General features: G+C 33.1%; 5 protein-coding genes. All 5 read left to right on the forward strand.

All coding sequences use genetic code 11. The features are described 5' to 3' along the window. The coding region (locus tag GH681_RS23420; RefSeq protein ID WP_194271319.1) for a hypothetical protein at positions 1-298 on the forward strand (298 nt) is incomplete at its 5' end. Between the two features lie 45 nt (positions 299-343). Beyond that, the gene (locus GH681_RS22670; protein ID WP_153163768.1) at positions 344-562 is read left to right on the forward strand and encodes a hypothetical protein; all 219 of its coding nucleotides are present in this window, start codon (positions 344-346) and stop codon (positions 560-562) included. A gap of 18 nt (positions 563-580) precedes the next feature. Beyond that, on the forward strand, positions 581-769 hold the full coding sequence (locus GH681_RS22675; RefSeq protein ID WP_153163769.1) for a hypothetical protein: 189 nt from the start codon (positions 581-583) through the stop codon (positions 767-769). Between the two features lie 330 nt (positions 770-1,099). Then, positions 1,100-1,237, forward strand: a complete 138-nt coding sequence (locus tag GH681_RS22680) for a hypothetical protein (RefSeq protein WP_153163770.1) — start codon at positions 1,100-1,102, stop codon at positions 1,235-1,237. A 914-nt stretch (positions 1,238-2,151) separates the two neighbouring features. Beyond that, the gene (locus GH681_RS22685) at positions 2,152-2,454 is read left to right on the forward strand and encodes a hypothetical protein (RefSeq protein WP_153163771.1); all 303 of its coding nucleotides are present in this window, start codon (positions 2,152-2,154) and stop codon (positions 2,452-2,454) included. Position 2,455 lies beyond the last annotated feature (1 nt).

The raw sequence follows: 2,455 nt of genomic DNA on the forward strand, positions 1-2,455 counted from the left end.
TACTTTGAAAGATAATCCTGATGTAGTACGTGGTAAACGTGCCAAATTAATTCTATTTGAAGAAGGAGGTTCATTCTCAGAATTAGGTGCTGCGTGGCAAATTGCTAGACCATCTGTAGAACAAGACGGTGTAGCGTTTGGTACTATGATTGTATGGGGAACTGGTGGTGACGAAGGCTCTGCATTTGAAACTATGAAAGATATGTTCTATAATCCAGATGGATACAATTGTTTAGGATTTGAGAACATATGGGATAGTACACCTACAGATAAATTGTGTGGATTCTTTGTTCCATAGTATACTAATCTAGATACTAGAGATGATGATGGTAATAGAATATACATGGATGATGATGGTAATACTATTACTAAACCTTCCCTTGAATTTATATTAGATGAACGTAGAAAGGTAATAAGTACAGCTACTAATACTACAGCTATAGACCGTTATGTTGCAGAGCGTCCTATTACTCCACAAGAAGCAATGCTAGAATTTAACGGTAATATATTTCCTAAGAAAGAATTACAGGAGCAATTAGGACTTATTCGTACTAATACTTAGTTATAGAATCATAAACAAGTGGGTGATTTAATATTTGATGAGTCTGGTAATATCAAATGGATACCTAAGAAACACGGTGATGTTACTAAGTATCCACTTGGTAAAGATGATGATCCTACTGGTTCAATAGTTATATGGGAACATCCTGCTAAAGATGCAACAGCTGGATTATATATAATAGGTGTAGACCCTTATGATCATGATTAGTCTGGTACTAATTCATTAGGATCATCTATAGTATATAAGAGGTTTTAGAACTTTGAAGAGTACTATGATATTATAGTAGCTGAATATACTGGTAGACCTGCAACAGCTGAGGAATACTATGAAAACTTACGTAAGTTAGCATTATACTATAATGCACGTATAATGTATGAAAATGAACGCAAAGGTCTATTCCCTTACTTTACTGCTAAACATTGTGATTACTTATTAGCTGATCAACCTGATATTATTAATGACATAGTTAGTAATTCTAAAGTACAAAGAAGAAAAGGTTGTCATATGAATAAGTAGATAAAGCAATGGGGAGAAGGCATGATCAAAGAATGGTTAAATGAAGAGTATGCACCAGGTAAGAAAAACCTAACCAGAATACTATCAGAGCCGCTATTAGAAGAGCTAATAAGCTATAATGATACAGGTAACTTTGACCGAGTGATGGCGTTGATGTAGGTTATGATATATAGAGAACAACTATATAATGTAGTTGTTAAAAAGAAAGAAAAAGAAAATAAATAGAAGATGCTCTTTGATGGACCAATTTTTGCGCAGAGTTGGTTTAACGATGATACTCCTAGAGTATTTTCTAATGACGATAATGTATATACATTTTAACTATGAAGAATACTAAAAGTTTCCCTGCACAGAAACTACCAATGTCAAAAAAGACACAAGCCTGGAAAGAAGCCTGCGTAGATTATGTAGTAGGCGCTGGAGATTCAGGATTTGGTGGTAATGGTAGATCTAGATCTGACGAGATGTAGACTTACTATGATTTATACAATAGTATATATAATGAAAAGGATCTTAAATATGTAACTAATCCATTTAAACAAGATGATGGATTTCCTGCTATGGCATAGGATTATAATATTATTAAACCATATGTAGATCAGTTACTTGGTGAAGAAACCAAAAGACCTTTTAATTTTTATCCACAACGTACAAGTGATATAGCTGCTAGTGAACTATAGGAAAAAGCTAAAGAAATGCTAATGGATTATATTCAAGCTACTATAGCAAGTAAGTTAAGCCCAGAACAAGCAGCTAGATATGAACAAGCATTAGCTACAGGAGAAATATAGACTCCGGAAGCTATAGCTAAGTATGTACAGAAAGATTATAAAGATATAGCAGAAACTGAAGCTTATCATGCATTACAATTCCTCAAGAGAAAATTAAATCTTACTCATGAATTCTATAAAGGCTGGAAAGATGCTTTAATAGGTGGAGAAGAAATATATTACATAGGTGTAATCAATGGAGATCCTTATGTAGAAAGAGTGAACCCTATGTATTTTGATTATGAACATTCTTTAGACTTAGAATTCATAGATGATGCTGCTTGGTGTCGTAGAAAGATGATCATGTCTGCTACTGAAATATACGACAGGTTCTATGATAAAATGTCTGAAAGACAACTGAATGAACTACTAGAACTTATTGATCAAAGACCTGGAGCAGGTAATAATCCAGAGATAAGAAAGACTAGTATAGATTATGAATCTATTAAACTGCACAAGATTAATAGTTTTACAGATAATCCATTTGATATAGATCATATAGTAGTATATCATTGCTGTTGGAAGTCTTTCAAAAAGATAGGATTTGTTACTTTACTAAACCCAGAAACTGGAGAAGTTGAAGAATTTCAAGTAGATGAAGATTAAA

Origin of the sequence: Zoogloea sp. 1C4 (genome assembly GCF_009469605.1) — a bacterium.
Classification (GTDB): Bacteria; Pseudomonadota; Gammaproteobacteria; order Burkholderiales; family Rhodocyclaceae; genus Zoogloea; species Zoogloea oryzae.

What these genes read in the sequence shown, in the direction of transcription:
- GH681_RS22670 (WP_153163768.1), top strand. Translation starts at nt 344, where the DNA reads ATGGATGATGATGGTAATACTATTACTAAACCTTCCCTTGAATTTATA.
- GH681_RS22680 (WP_153163770.1), top strand. Translation starts at nt 1,100, where the DNA reads ATGATCAAAGAATGGTTAAATGAAGAGTATGCACCAGGTAAGAAAAAC.
- GH681_RS22685 (WP_153163771.1), top strand. Translation starts at nt 2,152, where the DNA reads ATGTCTGCTACTGAAATATACGACAGGTTCTATGATAAAATGTCTGAA.